Source organism: Terriglobia bacterium, assembly GCA_032252755.1.
GTDB lineage: Bacteria > Acidobacteriota > Terriglobia > Terriglobales > Acidobacteriaceae > JAVUPY01.
The window spans coordinates 80,811-100,046 of the sequence record JAVUPY010000071.1; the positions used below are offsets into that span (position 1 = coordinate 80,811).

General features: G+C 57.0%; 18 protein-coding genes. 9 read left to right on the forward strand and 9 right to left on the reverse strand.

The window, feature by feature from the left end; all coding sequences use genetic code 11:
- Nucleotides 1–91: 91 nt before the first annotated feature.
- Nucleotides 92–2,059 carry a S9 family peptidase gene (locus tag ROO76_18525; GenBank protein MDT8070166.1) on the reverse strand — a complete coding sequence of 656 codons (1,968 nt, stop codon included), beginning with the start codon at nt 2,057–2,059 and terminating at the stop codon, nt 92–94.
- 196 nt (nt 2,060–2,255) lie between these two features.
- Entirely contained in the window at nt 2,256–3,044 is a 789-nt protein-coding gene (nth, locus tag ROO76_18530; GenBank protein MDT8070167.1) for an endonuclease III, read from the reverse strand.
- A gap of 157 nt (nt 3,045–3,201) precedes the next feature.
- Here nth and hemQ point away from each other — a divergent pair, with 157 nt between their 5' ends.
- The 3 genes from hemQ to ROO76_18545 are packed head-to-tail and all read left to right on the forward strand — an operon-like array spanning nt 3,202 to nt 4,968.
- On the forward strand, nt 3,202–4,068 hold the full coding sequence (hemQ, locus tag ROO76_18535) for a hydrogen peroxide-dependent heme synthase (GenBank protein ID MDT8070168.1): 867 nt from the start codon (nt 3,202–3,204) through the stop codon (nt 4,066–4,068).
- 12 nt (nt 4,069–4,080) lie between these two features.
- Nucleotides 4,081–4,308 carry a hypothetical protein gene (locus ROO76_18540; GenBank protein ID MDT8070169.1) on the forward strand — a complete coding sequence of 76 codons (228 nt, stop codon included), beginning with the start codon at nt 4,081–4,083 and terminating at the stop codon, nt 4,306–4,308.
- Between the two features lie 9 nt (nt 4,309–4,317).
- Nucleotides 4,318–4,968, forward strand: coding sequence for a DedA family protein (locus ROO76_18545; protein ID MDT8070170.1), 651 nt, complete (start codon nt 4,318–4,320; stop codon nt 4,966–4,968).
- Nucleotides 4,969–4,994: 26 nt separating this feature from the next.
- On the opposite strand, the gene ROO76_18550 is transcribed toward ROO76_18545, so the two are convergent.
- From ROO76_18550 to ROO76_18565, 4 genes are read right to left on the reverse strand one after another with little or no spacing between them, the layout of a single operon-like run.
- On the reverse strand, nt 4,995–5,483 hold the full coding sequence (locus tag ROO76_18550) for a hypothetical protein (GenBank protein ID MDT8070171.1): 489 nt from the start codon (nt 5,481–5,483) through the stop codon (nt 4,995–4,997).
- On the reverse strand, nt 5,480–5,815 hold the full coding sequence (locus tag ROO76_18555; protein ID MDT8070172.1) for an SdpI family protein: 336 nt from the start codon (nt 5,813–5,815) through the stop codon (nt 5,480–5,482). The genes ROO76_18550 and ROO76_18555 overlap by 4 nt, the downstream gene beginning before the upstream one ends.
- Nucleotides 5,816–5,873: 58 nt before the next feature.
- The gene (locus ROO76_18560) at nt 5,874–7,205 is read right to left on the reverse strand and encodes a M48 family metallopeptidase (GenBank protein ID MDT8070173.1); all 1,332 of its coding nucleotides are present in this window, start codon (nt 7,203–7,205) and stop codon (nt 5,874–5,876) included.
- A gap of 39 nt (nt 7,206–7,244) precedes the next feature.
- Nucleotides 7,245–8,093 (reverse strand): SDR family oxidoreductase, encoded by an 849-nt coding sequence (locus ROO76_18565; protein MDT8070174.1) that lies wholly within the window; start codon nt 8,091–8,093, stop codon nt 7,245–7,247.
- 293 nt (nt 8,094–8,386) lie between these two features.
- Here ROO76_18565 and ROO76_18570 point away from each other — a divergent pair, with 293 nt between their 5' ends.
- Entirely contained in the window at nt 8,387–9,739 is a 1,353-nt protein-coding gene (locus ROO76_18570; GenBank protein MDT8070175.1) for an inositol-3-phosphate synthase, read from the forward strand.
- A gap of 170 nt (nt 9,740–9,909) precedes the next feature.
- Nucleotides 9,910–10,290 (forward strand): hypothetical protein, encoded by a 381-nt coding sequence (locus ROO76_18575; protein MDT8070176.1) that lies wholly within the window; start codon nt 9,910–9,912, stop codon nt 10,288–10,290.
- Between the two features lie 118 nt (nt 10,291–10,408).
- Here the strand turns inward: ROO76_18575 and ROO76_18580 are convergent, their stop codons facing one another.
- Complete coding sequence (locus ROO76_18580) at nt 10,409–11,143, reverse strand: SIMPL domain-containing protein (GenBank protein ID MDT8070177.1); 735 nt, start codon at nt 11,141–11,143, stop codon at nt 10,409–10,411.
- A gap of 241 nt (nt 11,144–11,384) precedes the next feature.
- Here ROO76_18580 and ROO76_18585 point away from each other — a divergent pair, with 241 nt between their 5' ends.
- A complete protein-coding gene (locus ROO76_18585) occupies nt 11,385–11,609 on the forward strand; it encodes a hypothetical protein (GenBank protein MDT8070178.1) in 225 nt (74 codons plus the stop codon).
- Between the two features lie 79 nt (nt 11,610–11,688).
- On the opposite strand, the gene ROO76_18590 is transcribed toward ROO76_18585, so the two are convergent.
- Both ROO76_18590 and ROO76_18595 read right to left on the reverse strand, forming a co-directional pair.
- Nucleotides 11,689–12,027: a 4a-hydroxytetrahydrobiopterin dehydratase gene (locus tag ROO76_18590; protein ID MDT8070179.1), complete on the reverse strand. Its 339-nt coding sequence runs from the start codon at nt 12,025–12,027 to the stop codon at nt 11,689–11,691.
- Between the two features lie 212 nt (nt 12,028–12,239).
- Entirely contained in the window at nt 12,240–13,343 is a 1,104-nt protein-coding gene (locus ROO76_18595) for a response regulator (protein MDT8070180.1), read from the reverse strand.
- 202 nt (nt 13,344–13,545) lie between these two features.
- Here ROO76_18595 and ROO76_18600 point away from each other — a divergent pair, with 202 nt between their 5' ends.
- The 3 genes from ROO76_18600 (at nt 13,546) to amrS (ending at nt 19,196) form a co-directional block, all read left to right on the forward strand.
- Nucleotides 13,546–17,040, forward strand: a complete 3,495-nt coding sequence (locus tag ROO76_18600) for a PAS domain S-box protein (protein MDT8070181.1) — start codon at nt 13,546–13,548, stop codon at nt 17,038–17,040.
- A 366-nt stretch (nt 17,041–17,406) separates the two neighbouring features.
- Nucleotides 17,407–17,919: a sigma-70 family RNA polymerase sigma factor gene (locus ROO76_18605; protein MDT8070182.1), complete on the forward strand. Its 513-nt coding sequence runs from the start codon at nt 17,407–17,409 to the stop codon at nt 17,917–17,919.
- 194 nt (nt 17,920–18,113) lie between these two features.
- Nucleotides 18,114–19,196, forward strand: coding sequence for an AmmeMemoRadiSam system radical SAM enzyme (gene amrS / locus ROO76_18610; protein MDT8070183.1), 1,083 nt, complete (start codon nt 18,114–18,116; stop codon nt 19,194–19,196).
- The last annotated feature ends 40 nt before the right edge of the window (nt 19,197–19,236 follow it).

Consider the following 19,236-nt stretch of genomic DNA (forward strand, 5'->3'; position numbering starts at 1 on the left):
GCGGCCGCGAAAGCCGGCTTCTCCTTCGCTCTCCAAATGGATCAGGTCTTACCCGCAGCTGTCGGCGTCTTGCAGCTTGTGCCTTGAACCTCTACTCGTACACCGAGCATCCACAACCCGGTGACGGCGCATACGTCTTCACGAAATCGGAAACGTGCTTATAGGCATCAAGAATGTTTTCCGTCCGCGAGAAGACGTGCCCCTCGTCTTCATACACCTTGAGCTGTACCTTCCCGCCGTGCTTCCGGATCGCCTGCGCCATCGCCTCTGCTTCCGTCTTCGGACATCTCGGATCGTGCCCGCCCGCGAGAATGAGCATCGGCGCTTTAATCTTGTCCACGAAGAACGCTGGTGAGCGCTCCGTCCACAACTGCTTATTTGCTATCGGATCGCCCATAAACTCCCGGTCGCTAGCCTGCAACGTGGCATCCTCATTCTGGTAAGCCGTGAACCAGTTTGCGAACGGAACGATCGGCACCGCCGCCGACCACTCGTCCGGAAACTTCGTCACCCCCATCAGCGTCAGATACCCGCCATAGCTGCGTCCCATCAGCACGATATTTTTCGGGTCGACATAGGGCGACTTCTTGATGAACTCGGCGCTATCCACAACGTCCTGCAGCTCAGCTCCCCCCGCATCCATGCGATCGGCGTGCTGAAAGGTCTTGCCGTACCCGGAAGACCCACGGTAATTCGGCGCAATGATGACGTACCCGAGGTTGACGAAATATTGCAGCAGGGGATAGAAACTCGGACCCGACCGGTCCGCCGGACCCCCATGCACATAAACGATTGCCGGATATTTGTGGTTCGGCTGGATGTTGTACGGCATGTATACCCACGCCGACAACGTGAACTTGCCATCCTTGCTGGGAAAGTGCACCAGCGTCGGCTCAACCAGTTCTTTCGGCAGAACCCCCGCCAGCAGAGCGTCCGTAACCGGTTGCGCCTTATTCGAAGCAAAGTCGTAAGTCCAGATCGCCCGGGGAGAGTTCGCTCCGTCATGCATATAAAGCAGATGCGACCCATCGCGCGAAACCGGGTTTGGGATCTCCAACATCGTATTCACACCGCCACCGATCGCGAAAGCCTCGGACATCCCGGTCGCAAGATCGGTCGCACGAACCGAAACTTCGCCGTCCACATTCGCCGTCCAGATCGCGCGCTTGCCATCCGGAGTGAAGTCGACCGCCTGCATTTCCCACTTCTCGTCGGTAAGCCATTTGATCTGCGTCGACGCAACATCCAGCAACCCGACATTCGGATGCCCGTTCTTCGCATCGGACGTAATCAAAATCGTTTTTCCGTCAGGCGACCATGCCGCCGCCCTAAATGTCTGCCCCTTCGCGTGGTTCGTCAGGTTCTCGACCTTTCCCGTCTTGACGTCCGCCATCATCACATCGGCGTTTTCTTCATCCGCGTAATCTTGCGTCCACGCCAGGAGTTTCCCGTCCTTCGACCAGATCGGATTGTCGTTATATCGGTCGCCCGGCGTGTTCTGCGTGATATGGGTCGTCTTCTGCGACTTGATGTCCATCACGTCAATCTCGTACGCCGGTTTGTCCTTCGGTCGAGCCGCATACGCGATCTGCTTTCCATCCGGAGACCACGCCGGACGTCCCTCTTCCGTCCGCGACGACATCGTCACATTCTTGACTTCGCCCGATTTCGGACTGACGACATAAATGTCCCACAACTCATCGCCATCCTTGTCGCTGAGGAACGCAATCCACTTCCCATCCGGCGACCACACCGGCGAGGTTTGCCGCTGATCGCTGACCGTCAACTGCCGCGGCCATCCGCCATTGGCCCCGACCAGCCAGATATTCATGCGCCCTGAAATATTGCTCGTAAACGCAACCCGTTTCCCGTCGGGAGACCAGGTCGCCCCATCGAATTGCCGCGTGAGGAAAAATTTATCCAGATCAATCGGCTGAAAATCGATAAGTGTTAGACTTTGCAGCTTTGCCGCATCGGTAACAGCCTGCGGTGTCGAAAGGTTTTGGGCCGATGCAATGAGTGCTAAGAAGAGAACAGCAAGAAGGGAAGCGCTTCGCATAGTAACCTTGGCAGGCCTGAATACTTCACCTGTCGCGACTAAGGATAACAAACAGAGAAAGTGATTCTAAAATTCCAGACTTGAGGGTTGTGCCTCTTGAAGGGAAATTCTCTGCGCCTTCGTGTCTCTGTGGTGAGACAGCACTTTCCTGCGAATTTGAAATCCGCGTAGCTCGGCGCAAATCCGCGGTTCGCTTCTACTGCGCATCCTTGTGCATCTCCACCGTCGACCACGTCTTATCTCCGGCGTGGCAAATATTCTCCAGCGGACAATCCGCGCACTTCGGGTTCCGTGCAATGCACAGCGCACGCCCATGATGAATGATCTGGTGCGAAAAATCCGTCCACTTCGCCTGCGGAATGACCTTCATGAGGTCCTGCTCGATCCGGACGGGATCGTTGTTCTTCGTCAGCTCCAGCCGCCGCGAGATCCGATGCACGTGCGTATCGACCACCACACCCACATTCTTCCCGAACCACGACCCAAGCACGACATTGGCGGTTTTGCGCGCGGCCCCCGGAACCGTGAGCAGCTCTTCCATCGTCTCCGGCACCTTACCGCCAAAATCGCTGACGATCTTTTTCGCCGCCCCCACCAGCGATTTCGACTTGTTGCGGAAGAACCCCGTCGACCGAATATCCGGCTCCAAGTCCTCCGGCTTCAGCCGCGCAAAATCCTCCACCGTCGGATACTTCGCAAACAGCACCGGCGTAACCATGTTCACCCGCGCGTCCGTACACTGCGCAGAAAGAATTGTCGCAACCAGCAATTCCCAGGCGCTGTTGTGGTGCAAGGCACACCTGACATTGGGATACGTCGCATCCAGCCGCTTGAGTATTTCGCTCATGCGCTCCGGCGCGGTCGGGTTATATCCTTTCGGGGCCTTCCCACCGGACGCCGCCTTTTTTGGCGCACCTGCTTTTCCCGGCTTGCGCGACTGTTGGGACACCGACGTTTTCGGCATACGCGAACCGCCGCGGCTCATCTTTGCCTCTGCGTGTCGACCCGATTTTGAGGGCTGACGGGGAACAATGCCACGCACCATGGCTGAAACCTCAGAGAACTGGACGTTACCCACCGTGATACTTGTCTGAGATTACAATGTGAGGTTCAAGTCCTTCAAACCGTGAAGAGGAAGATTGATGGCGAATCCGCAAGTTCCCTCCGAAAATCTGCCGCCCGAACCGCTAACGCTCGAGGGCTCCAGCGTTCTTCACTCCATGTACCGCATCCGCTGGTCGGCGTTCAAGGGTCTTCCCGCCGCCCGCAAGGGTGAAATGTTCGCCGAGTTCCAGCGCGTCTTCCAGCAGGCCGAAGCCGACGCCCAGACCGCCGTCTATTCCGTCTTCGGCCACAAGGCGGATCTCATGATCGTCCATTTCCGCCCCAGCTTCGAAGAACTCAAGGCCGCCGAACTGGCACTCGACACCCTCGCCATCCGCGAGTATCTGGAGCCCTCGCATTCTTATCTCTCTGTGGTCGAACTCGGTCTCTACGAGTCGTCGCTGAAGCTTTACCGCCAGATGAAGTCCAACAACGTGGCGCCGAATTCGCCCGAATGGACCAGCCTTATCGAAGAGAATATGACCCGCCAGGCTGAAGCCATGAAGGTCCGACTCTTCCCGAAGATCCCCGCCGCCCGCTACATCTGCTTCTATCCCATGGATCGGCGCCGCGGAGAAGAGAAGAACTGGTACGCGCTTCCCATCGAAAACCGCCAGAAGCAGATGGACGTGCACGGCAACAAAGGACGCCGCTGGGCCGGCAAAGTCCTGCAAATCATCTCCGGCAGCATCGGCTTCGACGACTGGGAGTGGGCTGTCGACCTTTTCTCCAACGAGCCCGTGAATTTCAAGAAGCTGATCTACGAGATGCGTTTCGACGAGGTCAGCGCCGAGTACTCCAATTTCGGCATCTTCATGGTGGGCGTTCGCTGCGCGCTCAAAGACATCGGTTCGCTCTTCGAAGGCACCATGCCGAAATTTGACGCTGCACCTCTAAGCCGTTAGGCTAGCCACAACATGGCCGTGAAAGCGATTCAACTCGGGCAGGTGTGGCGTCACGACGAGAGCGGGCAAACCTATCTCGTCACCAAGCTCTACAACGAAGTTTTCACCCAGTACGCTATCCTGCGCCGCGCCGACTCCAGCGCCGCTACCACCGATACCACGCGCGTGAAAGTCACTAAGGCCGCCGACGGCGCCTCCCTCCCCGGCTACACCTTCACCCAGGAATCGGAGAGCTTCTAGCCCGCCAGCATGGTCGCCAAAATCATTGAAGCGCTCGGTGCCTTCGTAATCTGGGCCATCTCCACCTCCGGCTATTTCGGCCTGGTCGCCATGATGGCCATCGAATCGGCCTGCATCCCTCTGCCGTCCGAGATCATCATGCCGTTCTCCGGCTACCTTGTGTACGCCGGACGGTTCAGTTCGCTCGCGATGGTCGCAACCCTCGGCGCCATCGGCTGCAACGTCGGTTCTGTACTCGCCTACGAAGTCGGCTATTTCGGCGGACGCCCCCTGGTCGAGCGCTGGGGCAAATACATCTGGCTTAACATGCACGACCTCGAAGTCGCAGAACGGTTCTTCGCAAAGCACGGGAGTGTTACCGTCTTCGGCGCGCGCCTTCTTCCGGTCATCCGAACCTTCATAGCCCTACCCGCCGGCATCGGCCGCATGCCTCGTCTTCGCTTCCACGTTTACACCTTCCTCGGCTCCTGGCCCTGGTGTTTCATGCTCGCCTACGTCGGCTTCAAACTCGGCGAACGCTGGAACACCGACCCGCGCCTCAAAATCTGGTTCCACCGCTTCGACGGCGCAATCGGAGCCGTAATCGTTCTAGGTATTCTCTGGTTTGTCTGGAATCACTGGAAGAACCGGGCAGGGAAATCAGTTCCCGGTACCGAGTAGCGAGTCGGCGAAATAGGCCCCACTACTCATTGAGAAGATTTCGAATCGCCCTGTTTTTTCCTAAGTTCCCCGCAATTTGGGATAGTCTCTTCTTCGGTCGCTGTCCACACTGCCCACTTCCATTGCTTTGCCAGTGGCAACAGCCACGCAAACCTCTGGACTGTGACGCGGTAGTTCTTACTTGACCCTTTATATTGAAACGTCGCGTGAGTCTCGCTCGAACTGACTTGCTCAAGCGGAACGTTGAACACATCGTGGTCAGTTGTCTTCACTTTTCGGAGGAGCAGAATCCTTTCAGCTGCTACAGACTTAGCATCCATCCTCCAGGGTTCGTGCCCTTCATTGACAAAAACTTGAAGCTGCTTGACGGCTGCTCTATCGACCTTAATCGTGTGCTTAATCGGTTTGCACGGCTGAATGGCAGGAAGAAGAGCAATGATGATAAAACCCTTCGCAAGTACAGATATCGGCATGGAGCGAACCTCCAGGACAGCATCAAATGCCTTGGCACTCACATCCTCTTCAACTGCATTCCCCACACGACCAGTGCCACCGCCATGCACACCAACAAGAAGAAAACACTGTAAAGCGCCCCGGTGCCGGGCTCAAAACTCTGCATGAAGACGGCACGCGCAACCAGCGCAATCACCGACGCCACAATCAACCCCACTCCGCCCTTGTAATTCGCCACATACCAGATGTCTGCATTCGACAGTGTCTTCCGCGTCCGAAAACCGTACCACCGGTTCGGTGGAACCGCCCTCAGCACCAGTGGCAGTGAAATCAGGATGTTGACGATCGGCAGCAGGATTGAGAGGAACTCCACGACCGGCGGAGCTTCGCGCATGCAATCTCCTTGCGAAGATCACAACACAGTCCCGTTCCAGGCACTATTAACAACTCTGCTACTTCACAAACTCGTTGGGCTTGCCTTCATCCCACGGCCTGTAGTGCAGGGCAAACTCTAATCGGTCGGCAATCGGGGGATGGCTGTAGGTCCAGAAGACATACACCGGGTTCGGGTACGGATAGTCGTAGCTCTTTTCGCCCAGTTTTTGGAACGCCATAGCCGCGTTTTGGCTGCTGTGAGGAACAAGCCCGTGCGTGACTTCGAGCCCAAAGATATCCGCCTGGTGTTCGATATGCCGGCTGAAAGCGGCCCCGATCGGCTCACCTGCAAATGAAATCACCGACAGGATCAGCAGCAGCAGCGGCAGCGAAGCCCAATCCCCAAGCGCGCGTATCCCCCACCTGTCTCCCCAACGCTCAACACTCGCATTTACAATCCAGAACCCTATCAGCAGCCCCGCAAACGACAACACCGCCGCAAACGCCAGGCCTTTCCAGATGTGGTCCAGCACGTAATGTCCTAACTCATGTCCGAACACGAACATGATCTCCGGAATCGTCATGTCGTGTTCCGTCGTGTCCCACACCACGATCCGTTTCGTGGCCCCAATCCCGGTGACGTACGCGTTGTAAACCGTCACCTTTTCGCTGGCCTTCATTTCGAACATCCGGCTCTCAGGGATATTTACCCCGGCCCGCTCAGTCACGCGATGCAATGCCGCAGCCAGTGCCGGATTCTTCGGCGCCAGCGGCTCAAACTTGTTGAAGATCGGATCCAGCACGATCGGCGAGATGAACAGGACGAACACCATGATCGGCAAACTGATCAACCAGAAATAGAACCACCACCGCCGCGGACTCTTGCGAATAATCAGGTAAAGCAACCAGGAGACGAATGACAGAATGGCATAGCTGACCAGTTGTCCCTTGGTCCAATCCCAAAACCACGATCCCCACCCCTGCACCGAAATCCCGTAAGCGCGACTCACATGATGGCCGTAGAGATCGAATGGCAGATTCAGCACTGCCAGCGCAAACAGCAGCAGTGGGACATAGATATACGCCTGCGCAAACCGGAACCGCGTCGCGCGCTCCGCAATCTTCCGAAATCGCGGCCCGACGTGGAAATGCAAAAACAGGATCAGTATCGCGAACCCATAGAAGCTTCCCGCCAGGAACATCGCCACGTCGATGTGATAAAGCGCCTCTGCCTTGGCCAATTTATCCGGCGGCAACGAATAATGGGTGATCGGAGCCTGACTCGAAGCCTGCGGCCCAGTCTCCGGCGAACCCTGCTGCCCAACCGCCGCGGTGACCGTCAACCCTACAAACAGCACCAGCACCGCCGCCGCGAACCATCCGTAATCTCTCGTTTTTCTATTCGTCATTTCGAAATTCGCCGTTCCCAATCGTCAAAGAGAAAATCGTCAATCCTGCCCGATTCCCAACTCCCGAATTATCAGTTTCTCGTAAACCTTCCACGGCAGCACCCGCTTCAGCCACTTCTGCACATGCGCGTCCGGTCCCGCAAGATACCTCAAGTTCGGATTCTTCTCCTGCACGATCCGGGCAATCAGCGTCGCTACCCCTTGAGGATCTCGCTTTACAACCTTCTTCTGGACATACTCCCTGAACCGTCGTGCCCGTTCCCGGTTCGGAGAATCTCCGCTGAACGCCTTCTGTGCCACATGAACATTCGTATCCCACACGTCGGTCTTGAACGCCCCCGGTTCGACCAGCACCACGCGAATCCCCAGCGGCAGGCATTCCATTCGCAGCGACTCGCTCCATCCCTCCAGAGCCCACTTCGACGCCGAATAGCTGCTCACGCCCGCCTGTGCGCACACCCCCGACACCGAACTGATCATGATGATCTGCCCCGAATGCTGCTGTCGCATCGTCGGCAATACCGCCCGCGTGACCTGCGTATGCGCGAAGAAGTTGGTCTCCATCTGCTCGCGCAACTCACTTAACTCGACGTCCTCCGCAAACCCGCCCAGCGCAAACCCGGCGTTGTTCCCCAACACATCAATGCGCCCATAGTCGCGAACGATCCCATCAATGGTCGGCTGAATGGCATCGAAGTCGGTCACGTCAAGCTGCCGCACGTCGACATTTCGCGCAATGCCGCCTTCGGCAGCCAGCTTGTCCAGTTGCCCGCGCTTGCCGAGATTCCGCATCGTGGCCACCACGCAAAACGCATTTCGAGCCAACTCCAGCGCCGTCACCATCCCAATGCCACCCGAACTTCCCGTAACAACCGCGACCTTTTGCATAGTTCGGGGGAGTATACAGCGTCGAAAACCGTTCCACCACAGAGGCACAAAGCCACAGAGAAATTGAATTCTAGAATCCCAAATTTCAAGGCCTGCGCTTTTGCGGTTTTGCTTTTTGAAATGAAATCCTATGTGCCTCTGTGTCTCGGTGGTGAATCGGTTTCCACATTCCACTCCGAAATCTCGTCATTCACCGCTCCCCCCTAACCATTCAGGAAACAAGAGTTTGCAAAAGGTCTCTGCATGCGAAATACTGGCTTGTTTTCATCCCTCATCAGGAAGTGACAGTCGCAATGCCTAATGCGCAGAAGAATGCAAAGCCGGGCTCCGCAAAAACCGAGATAGCTCCGGCCAAAGGTAAGTTAGGAATCATGATTCCCGGAATGGGAGCCGTCGCGACAACCTTCGTCGCCGGCGTCGAAGCGGTGCGCAAGGGCATCGCCGCCCCCATCGGCTCTCTCACCCAGATGGGCACCATCCGCCTCGGCAAACGTACCGAAGGCCGTTCGCCCAAGATCAAGGAATTCGTCCCCCTCGCCAATCTCAACGATCTCGTCTTCACCGGTTGGGACATCTTCGAAGATGACATGTACTCGGCCGCGATGAAAGCCGGCGTGCTCGAGAAAGATCTGCTCAACCAGATCAAGCCATTCCTCAGCGGCATCAAGCCCCAGAAGGCAGTCTTCGACAAGAATTACGTCCGCCTCCTCGACGGCCCCAACGTCAAGAAGGGCAAGACCAAGATGGATCTCGCCGAGCAGGTTCGCGAGGATATCCGCAATTTCCGCAAGTCCAGCGGCACCGACCGCCTCGTCATGATGTGGTGCGGCTCTACTGAGAGCTTCACCAAACCCACCGAAATCCACTCCACGGTAAAGGCCTTCGAGAAAGCCCTGGTGGCGAACGACGATAACATCGCGCCCTCTCAGATTTACGCCTACGCGGCTCTCATGGAGAAAGTCCCCTACGCCAACGGCGCACCGAACCTGACCGTCGACATCCCGGCCATGCACGAACTCTCTCGCCGCAACATGGCTCCCATCTGCGGCAAGGACTTCAAGACCGGCCAGACCCTCATGAAGACTATTCTGGCGCCCGGCTTCAAGGCGCGCATGATCGGTCTGAACGGCTGGTTCTCCACCAACATCCTCGGCAATCGCGACGGCGAGGTCCTCGAGGATCCCGGGTCCTTCAAGACCAAGGAAGAGTCCAAGCTGAGCGTGCTCGAGCACATCCTGCAGCCCGAGCTTTACCCCCAGCTCTACGGACACATAACGCATAAGGTTCGCATTAACTATTACCCGCCACGCGGTGATAACAAAGAGGGTTGGGATAACATCGACATCTTCGGCTGGCTCGGCTACCCCATGCAGATCAAGGTCGATTTCCTCTGCCGCGACTCCATCCTCGCCGCACCGATCGTCCTCGACCTGATCCTCCTCATGGACCTCGCCCAGCGTTCGGCTGAACTGAAGGGCATTGGCATCCAGGAGTGGCTCAGCTTCTACTTCAAGTCACCCATGACTGCCCCCGGCCTCTATCCGGAGCACGACCTTTTCATTCAGCTCATGAAGCTGAAGAACACGCTCCGCTATCTCCAGGGCGAAGAGCTCATCACCCACCTTGGCCTGGAATACTACGACTGAGTTAATCGGGTATCGTTCAATTGGGTAATCTGGCAATCAGGGGCTTGGCATGGGCCAGGCCCTTAGTTTTTGTTTTTGATTTACCCGATTACCAGCTTTTCTGATTGCCCGATCCTGAGCCGCCCGATTTTTCTTCTCCGTCCCGCGCTGTCGTATCATCCAACTTCATCATGAAGCGTGCGGCTCTCTTTCTGCTGATTGTTTGGCTGGTGGCGCTGCCAGCCTTCGCAGGTACTCCGGGGATATTCCGCGGCGTAGTCGTCGACGCTCCAGCGGCATCGCGCGCCGACGGCTGGATCTTTGTAAAAGGAAAAAACGGAATGATGCGCAAGGTTGAAATCAAAAGCGCAGTCGTTCATTACGAGGAGACTTTCCCCGCAGCCAAGCGAAAGCAGTCAGCCAAATTGTCACTGAAACCGGGTAGCGAAGTTCGTATCACCGCCACACAGGAAAGTGATGGTGAATGGCACGCCTCCGACATTGAAATCATCGACCCCGCCTCGGAACAAGAGATCCCACCCGATCCCGATCCCAATCACCGCGTAGTCTGAACGGCCCCAACGATTCTTTATCGCGCGGAGTGTCCCTTCCAGTGGCTCGTGCCCTGCGCTTGACTCGTGCCCCACGTCTGCCGCGGTTTTTAGCAGACGTGGGCTTTTACTGAGGGGACTACTTCGTATATCCCGTCATCGCAAACACCGCATTAACATTGGCTGTCACTGTGATTTTCTCCGCCGAGAACTCTTCAGTCGGTGCTGGAGCTGCCACCCCTGCCGCCATCGCCATCATCGGTCTTGCTCTCGGAAGAGGGACGACCTCGCTGCTCGTATCGATTGACGAGTAGATCAGCGACGCCAACTGCCGTCCAGCTGCTCGAGCCACGACCTCTGCATTCGCCCGCGCTTTCTGGAATGCATCTTGCACTGCCTTGGCCTTCGCGGCTTCCATATTCTCCAAAGTGTAGCTGATCGACTGGTTCTCCGTGACGTCCATGTCCGCGAAGCTCGCAGCGATCGGACCGACCTTCGAGAAATCGGTCACCTTCACTGTAATGTTCGCGCTGACTCGGTACCCGACCAGCTTTCTCTTCGGGTTTTTGTAGTCGTAAACCGGTGCCACCTGGAATGACGATATCTGGGCTTCCTTGGGTTCGATTCCATTCGACCTCAGTGTCTGTCGTATCTGCTCCGCGGCTCTTTGCGCCCGCGCGTAAGCGTCCTTAAGTACCGGCTCCTGTGCGCCGATATTGAAATTGATCACCGCCGTGTCCGGCTCAGCCTCGAACTTACCGGCCGCACCCACGTAAATCGTGTCCGGCTGGAAAGTGCGCGGCATTTCCTGGGCCAAGGCTGGCAAAACCAGTAAAAGCAGAGAGAGAAGTGGAAGAATTCTCGACAATTTCATGAGTTGACTCCCTCGGGATAGGCTAGATTTGCGGGACAACCATAAACGACTTGCAGGCAAGAAGGCCAGCGGCTATCCCGAATCGGCGGGTTGGAGACTCCTTTCGGTTACTCCCGTGCCGCCGAATCCTGAAACGGATTACCTCCGTCACTCACTAACCGGGTTCCACTGAAACTTTAGCTTTACCTATGGCGTCAAATATTGATAGAGAGTGGTGTGAACGGTCGGGGGGAGGCCGAACATGCGAAAGTGGTTTTTGCCACTAACCGTACTGGGTATAGGAGGGATCGGGGCCCTGCTCTTGTCGGAAGCGGGCCGGCGTCGCCTGGAATGGCTGTTGGACCGGCTCGATGAGGCTCCGGACAGGCTGGCCGAGTGGAACGATGCGGCCCAATCGGAGTTAGAGAAGATTCAGGCCGCGCTGAACGAAGTCGCGGATAACCTCCAGACCCGTCCGGCGCAATAGGCTCGGCGCCGTGCCAACCGGGCGGCAGCGTCCGGATAGATAAATATATCCAAATTTCGGAACCTGGAATCGCCGGCGCTCAGCCGGCGATTTCGTTTATACGCCCGGCCATCTTAATGTCCCGATCCGTCACCCCACCGGAATCGTGCGAGATCAACGTAAGCGTCACCTTGTTGTAGCTGATCGCAATGTCCGGGTGATGCCCGGCTTCTTCGGCCGCATCGGCAATCCGGTTGACGAACTCCATTGCCGCCTTGAAATCTGGAAACCGAAACAGGCGCTCAATCGCCGTGCCATTCTGGTGCCATCCCGGCAGCTTCAATAAAGCATTGCGTACATCATGTTCAGAAATCGGTGTTGGCATGACGAACAGCATACCGCACTTCAGCGACTCGCACCCTGGAGCGCCGATCGACATCCTGCCTGATTGCTATTAGAGCGCCGGCGCCTCGCCTGCCCCCTTCGCCCCGAAACGGCCGCGAGCCAACCAGTCCCTATTTTGCAAAGGTGCGGATCCTTGCAGTTGCTGATGGCTAGCTGCTAATGGCTTCTTTAGTTTTGTGTGTGGCGTATTGCGACAGGGATTTACTACTGGCTCGTCTGACCGAATGCTGAATGCTGAATGCTGCTTTACGCGTTCCCGCCCTTAGTCAGCTTCGGCGAAATCGCGAAACGGTAGATCTGGCTATCGATTTCTTTCCTTAGGTCTCTCCAGATGCTCTCCGGCATCCGCCTGAACACGTCCACGATCTTCGGGTCGAACTGCCGCCCCGACCAGCGCTCGATCTCCTCCTGCGCCGCCTGAATGCTCTGTGCAGCCCGATACGGCCGATCCGATGTAATCGCATCCAGCGTGTCCGCAATCGAGAATATCCGTGCCCCCAGCGGAATCTGCTCGCCCTTCAACCCGCGCGGGTATCCAGTACCGTCGTACCGCTCCTGGTGCGCGTGAACGATTTCGGCCGCTTCCTGCAGAAAGGGAATGCGTCGGAGCATCTGGAACCCCTTGAAGCAGTGCTCCTTCATGATCTCGGTCTCTTCCGGCGTAAGCGCCCCGGGCTTGCGAAGGATCGCGTCCGGGATCGCCATCTTGCCAATGTCATGCAGGAAAGCCCCACGGGCGATCACGCGAATTGCATCCTGTTGCAACCCCATCGCGCGCGCAATCGCAATCGTGAATGCCGTAACCCGCTTCGAGTGGCCTTCCGTCTCAGCGTCTTTCAAGTCAAGCGCATCGCCCAGTGCTTCCAGCGTGATGTCATACGACCGTTCCAGGTCCGACATCGCCTGCCGAAGTTGCACAGTGCGGTTCTCCACGAGAGCTTCCAGGTTCGTCTGGTAGGCCCGGTTCTCCAGTTTCAACCGCCGGTTCTCCAGCGCTCGCCGAACCACCGCCAGCAGGTGTTCGCGCTCAAAGGGCTTCAGCAGGTAGTCGTATGCGCCATTCCGAATGGCCGCCAGCGCAACGGAAATATCGTGGACCGCCGTGACCATCACCACCGGAAGGTCAGGGAAGCGCTCTTTCGTGCGCTCCAGCAGCCCAATCCCATCCAGTTCAGCCATCATCAGGTCGGAGAGGATCAATTCGAACTGCTCGCCGGATTCCAGGATCGCGAGCGCCTCCAGGCCGGAGCCGGCCTGCTTACAGCTATAGCCCGCGTTGGCGAGCATCGACGTCACGATTTCGCGGATTGGCTCTTCGTCGTCGACGACCAGGATCCGATCGGCATCCATGAGTGAGATTATCTGACTCCCCGGCGGTGGCCCTGAAGCGCAAAAATCTATAAGGGCGGCTTCATTTTACACGCAGTTCCCTAAATGACAATTCCGCGATTGTCCAAACTAGGTGCAAACTAGGTTACCTGAGTCACCAAACGGTTCCTCAATTATCGAAGTACACTGTGGTGCAATTGCGCCTGCTTCGCCGGGACTCCGCATGTTGATCCTTTTCTGGGCAAGTTGGCTTCTCAGCTCGCGCTTTGCCATCTCCGAGGTACTCGCCGAGGGATCGGGCACTCTCGTCCTCATTGCCGGTGCCATCCTCATCTATCGCACCTTCCAGGAAAAATATCTTTTCCTCTGGATCATCGGATGGATCTTTTATCTTACTTACCGCGAGTGGGAATTCGTCGCTGAAAATGCCTTGGATCCCCGCCCATGGCTCATCCTTTCCCATTCCGCATTCGTCTGCGCAACTGCAATTCTGGTAGTGGCTGTCCTGCTCTATACCAACTCCACGCGCTATTTGCTTCCCGTCGGCATTGCGGCCGCAGGCACGCTGATACTCGTTGCCATCCGAATTTATGGCTTTCCCAATGCCTTCCTCCTCATGCTAGCCGTTCACATCGGTTACCGCGTCATGACCTTCATGGGTGCCATTCTGTTAGCGCGATTTAATCGCGGACGTCTCACTCAGGGTCCCTGGCTCATGGTACTGACGCTACTCCTGCTCCACATGGACGACCGGCATTCGACCACTCACGTTTTTCACGACCTCGATCCCATCATCGAACTTCTGCTCGGCCTGAGCATGATCATTATCGTGCTCGACGATTCGAAGGCGCGCACCGACCGCCTCGAGGTCCTTACCTCTATTGGCGCATCGATTGCCGAGGCTAAAGACTCGCGTGCCATGATGCACTCTGCTCTTTCCGAACTGAAGATTCTCTGTCGCGCTCGCGCAGCCTGGGTACGAATGAAGCAGAGCGGTCGCATGGTGATCTTCGAGCAAGTCGGCCTTCCAGAGGATTACGTCCGAAGTCGCCGCGAAATCGACGCCAGCACCAGTTATGGCTCCCGCCTGATGCTGGAGCGCCAACCGGTGAAGTTGACCGTGCAAGGTCTCGACGACGCCACCAGGCGTGGCCTCGAAGGCTGCAAGTTCCAGCACGTGCTCATGATTCCCATAGCGGGGAAGTCGTCGCTGATCGGCGTACTCCTTTTCGGCATAGCCTACGAGCGCTCTTACACCGCCGACGAACTCAAATTCCTCGTGGCCACGGCCAGCCAACTGGGCCTCGCCATGGAGAATCTGCGAATGTTCGAGCAGATCATCCATTCGCAGAGGCAATGGGTGGCAACCTTCGACTCCATCGTCGACCTGGTGCTTGTCCACGATGCGAACGGATCCATATTGCGGGTCAACCGCGCGCTCCTGTCGAAGCTGAAAGCATCCACCGCGCAGGAAATTGTCGGCCGACGCCTTACCGAGGTCTTGCCTAATGCCTCCGGTGGTTGTCCGTATTGTCAGCGCTCCAGTAAATACACGGTCAGCGATGCCGATGTCGATCCCTGCTTCGGAGGTTATTCACTGGTTTCCACCTCGAATTACTCCGTCGAAGGTACTTCGGGAGCCGGCATCGTTCACGTCATTCGCGACACCACTCAACTTCTCACCGCCGAGGAGCGCTATCGCCTGCTTTTCGAAGAAGTCCAGGAAGGTGTTTTCATCTCGACCGCGTCTGGTCAACTGCTCGCCTGCAATGAGGCCTTCGTCCGCCTGCTTGGCTACCAGTCTCGTGCGCAAGTCCTCTCCCTCAATGTCGCCAAGGAACTCTATGAAGACTCCCACGATCGCGAGCGTTTCCTGCGCCAGATCGAAGAACGAGGCTTCGTCCGAAACTACGAGTTCGCATTACGACGCAAAGATGGCTCCCGCGCCATCGTTCTCGAAAACAGCTTCGCCACCCGAAAGCCAGACGGCGCCATCGACCGTATCCAGGGCTTCGTCGTTGACATCACCGAGAAGAAGCGCGTGGAAGACGAGATCCGGCGCCACAACCGCGAACTCAACGCGCTCAACCGCATCTCCGTCATCGCCAACCAGTCCTTCGACCTCGATGAGATTCTGAACGTCACACTGCGGCACTGCATTGAACTCTTCGGAGCCGAAACCGGCGCAATCCTCCTCCTGAAACCAGGTACCAACATTGTTCGGCGCCGAGCCTCGTGGGGACACAGCATCACCGCCGAGTTCCTTCAGGAGCTGGAGCTTCCGCCGGAATTCATGGCTCGCATTCAGGGTTCTCGAACCGAACTCATCACGCCGCAGCACCTTGTTCAACTTCCCACAGTCATACAGGAATTTGTGGAGGTGGAGCAATTACGATCGTGGCGCTGGGTCGTCCTCTGGTCGCAGGACAAACCCTTCGGCATCATCGGGGTCAGTAGCCGCAGCGAACGCGAATTTTCCCAGACGGACGAGAACCTGCTCATCGCCATCGGTCGCCAACTGGCAACCACCATAGAGAAAGTCCGCCTTTACGAAGAAACCTCGAAGGCTTATGAAGATCTCCGCCGCACCCAGGAGCAGCTCCTGCAGAGCGAAAAGATGTCCGCCGTCGGCCAGCTAATCTCCGGCGTGGCCCACGAACTGAACAATCCACTTACCGCCATCCTCGGCTACTCGCAATTGCTGGAGAGCGAACCTCTTCCCGAGAAGTCTTTGGATTTCGTCTCCAAGCTCTACAAGCAGGCGCAGAGAACTCATCGTGTTGTCCAGAATCTGCTCTCCTTCGCCCGCCAGCGAAAGCCCACAAAACAGACCGTGGATCTCCGCCGCGTGATCGACGAAACCCTCGCGCTACGCGATTACGATCTCAAGCTGAACAACATCGAGGTAGAGCGCAATTTCGAAAGCGATCTCCCCACCGTCGTAGCCGACCCGCACCAACTCGAACAGGTTTTTCTCAACGTCGTCAACAATGCCGTTGACGCGATTTTGGAGGTCAGCCGAGGCGGCAAACTCCAGGTTCATACCTATACGGAAGGCGACTATGTCTGTGCCGAGTTCCACGACTCCGGCCCGGGCATTAGGGAACCCAAGCGTGTCTTCGATCCATTTTTCACAACGAAGAAAATAGGCAAGGGAACTGGCCTTGGCCTCAGCATTTGCTACGGCATAACCAAGGAGCACGGTGGCGAGATTCTCGCCCTGAACCATCCTTCTGGCGGCGCTGTCTTCAGGGTTTTGCTCCCAATCGCGGAATCGAAAGAAGAAGGCCCGCGCGACCGCCGAGCCAAGCCCAGGGACCACGGAGTTCAGGGCCGCATTCTCGTTGTTGACGACGAAGACGCCATCCTCGAGTTCGAGCGTGAGGTGCTGAGCGGCGCCGGCGCGACTGTCGTGACTGCCAACACCGGTGAAGCCGCCATCGAAAGACTCCAACGAGAGAGCTTCGACGTCATTCTTCTCGACGGCAAGATGCCGGGCAGTTGGTCGGTCGCGGAGATCCACAACTGGTTGAGGGGACACCGTCCGGAAATGGCTGGCCGAATCGTGCTAACTCTCTCCGACGCCTCAGAAGAAGCAACCCGGGACTTCACCGATTCGCAATCCGTCCTGTGTCTCGTTAAGCCCTTTGAAGTTGGCGACTTACTCTCGATGGTTCGGCGCGTTACCAATCACCCGGCGAAGCGCGCTGGCGCCTGACCCCCAGCTTGCTAACCCTCGTAACTTTCCTTCCACCGGGCTCCGGCAAAATTTACTTTGTTCCGCCGCAAATTGGCATCGACATACCAACTTGCGGTATCGCCCGCGCCATACAGGAGCTACTCAGACGCCGCCTTGCAAGTACCCTGGGGAATGTACGTCAAAACCTTAGTCTCTAATCGGCCTTTTATCCCAATAACTTACGTAGGTTTGCCCTCATTCCTGTTCAATTTCCCTTTCGGGCGGAAGAGCGATTGCAACCGAAACTATCGGTGTGGATGTGGGGTTCTTACTTCCATTCAGTTCTTGCGCGCCACACCGTTAGATTACAGAAGCGAATTCCAGGTTCAGCAGGGGGCATACAAAATGACGGATGGCATTCAGGCAAAAATTCTCGGGATCGTGACCGGTACAAAGCAGGCCGCGAAGCGCGAGCAGTATCAGAAAATACACGAGGTAAATCGGCATCGCGTTTATTCGTTCGCGTTCTGGATGACCGACAACGAACTCCTTGCGGAGGAACTCTCGGCGCGTACTTTCCATCGTGCCTTTGCCCAGAGTGATGCTCCCACCGATGAGATGATCGACCGCATGCTGCTGACCGAAATTCGCGAATCCATGCCGGTTGGTAGCCTCACACTGAATTGCGCAGCCTCTGAGAAAGTTGAAGGAATCCGCCACAACGTGAAGCGGGTTCACCTCGAGCGCGCAGTGGTTCAGCTACCCGCAACCGAGCGCCTCATCTTCGTCATGCATGACGGCGAAGGCTACTCGCACGAGCGCATCGCTAGCACTATCGGAATCTCTGAACGCGAATCCCAGAACGGCCTCCACCAGGCTCGCCTCCGCATTCGCGAATTGACCTCCCAGATGAAATAGATCTTTCTCTCCTGAAGCAATCAGCCCCTCTGAAAAGAGGGGCTTTTTTATTCAGTAACGTATCGGTGCCCCATCGCCGCCTGTAGTTGGCCAGGGCGGGGTAGTGCTTTCCGGTCTTCGGTTCACCCGATCTTCAATTCTTCGCTTGTTCCTGCTTACCTCATTTTTTCGCAGTAAAATGACTCCAGTTGTTTATGCCGCTGCTTGCAGAGAAGGCCGCCATTCACGAAGCCCGCTGGTGGGAAACCATGCCCGACGGGCGCCTGCACTGTTATCTCTGCCCGCGGCACTGCCACGTCGGTGAAGGCCAATCTGGTTTCTGTTTCATCCGCAAAAACGAAGGTGGCCGCCTGGTTCAACTCGGCTACGGACGCCCCGCCGCCGTCGCGATGGATCCGATTGAGAAGAAGCCCTTGAACCACTTTTTCCCCGGCACCCGAATTCTCTCCATGGGAACTGCCGGGTGCAACATGGGCTGCCAGTTCTGCCAGAACTTCGACATCTCCAAAGCGAAAGCCGATCACGTCCGCTCAACTCACCTCACACCAGTAGAGGTCGCCGAACTCGCCGAACGGTACGGCGCTCCCAGCCTGGCCTTCACCTACAACGAGCCGACCATCTGGGGTGAATACGTCATCGACATCGCTCGCGAAGCGCACGATCGCGGCCTCAATACCGTCATGGTCTCGAACGGCTACATCGAGCGCGAGCCCTTCTTCGAAATCTACGAGCACATTGACGCCGCCAACATCGACCTCAAGGCCTTCACCGAAAAGTTCTACGGCAAGATCACGCTGACCCATCTGCAACCCGTGCTCGATTGCCTCCGCTGGCTTCGCCACGAAACGAATGTCTGGTTCGAGATCACGAACCTTATGATCCCGACCCTGAACGACGATCAGGACGAAACCAAGCAACTCTGCAACTGGGTGCTCGAGAATCTGGGCGACGACGTCCCCCTCCACTTCACCGCCTTCCACCCGGATTTCAAACTTCAGGACCAGCCCCCGACGCCGCCCGCGACTCTACATCGTGCGCGCCGGTTAGCCATGACTATGGGACTGAAGTACGTTTACGAGGGAAACATCTTCTCCGACGGCGGCGATACTATCTGCCCCGGTTGCAAGAAGCGCATTATCCGCCGCTCCTGGCACTCCATCCTCAGCGACGACGTAAAAGAAGGGAAGTGCCGCCACTGCGGCACAGTAATCGCTGGCGTATTCACCGAAGCTCAGGCACTACACCGCCGCACCATCAACCACATTCATAGACAGTAGCGCCGGCGGCAGTCGCGGCGGCATCCTGCCCGTGATTTCC